The sequence below is a fragment of the Anaerobacillus sp. 1_MG-2023 genome, from assembly GCF_030547345.1.
Lineage (GTDB): Bacteria > Bacillota > Bacilli > Bacillales > Guptibacillaceae > Guptibacillus > Guptibacillus hwajinpoensis_B.
This window is the reverse complement of sequence record NZ_JAUORD010000079.1, coordinates 1-305: the sequence shown is the minus strand read 5'-3', so window position 1 is coordinate 305 and position 305 is coordinate 1. Positions and strand designations below refer to the sequence as shown.

General features: G+C 36.1%; 1 protein-coding gene. It reads right to left on the bottom strand.

The genetic code is table 11. The features are described from left to right. Positions 1-38: 38 nt before the first annotated feature. Positions 39-305: hypothetical protein (locus tag Q4550_RS23345; RefSeq protein ID WP_303536584.1), on the bottom strand; the 267-nt coding region annotated here is incomplete at its 5' end.

Sequence of the window (305 nt, the reverse complement as noted above, 5' to 3'; positions counted from 1 at the left end):
GCTCCGAGATTGTTGAAGATATGCTGCTACATATTTAGTTAATTAATTAACCCTTGCGCCAACCATTGATCAAAATACTTTTGATAGCCCATTTCAGTGGCTGTCATTGTATATTGCTTATCCTTAATCTTAAAGGTATGCGACCCTGACAGAGCTTCATAAGTTGGGTTTGTTTTTACATCACCGAAAAGTGTTTCGAAAGTAATCACATCAACTGAATTTGTCGTTCCGTCTTCCGAAGTTTCAAGAAGAATAAAATCAACTTTTCCATACTCACTAGTGTCCTTAAATATCAAACCAGCTTT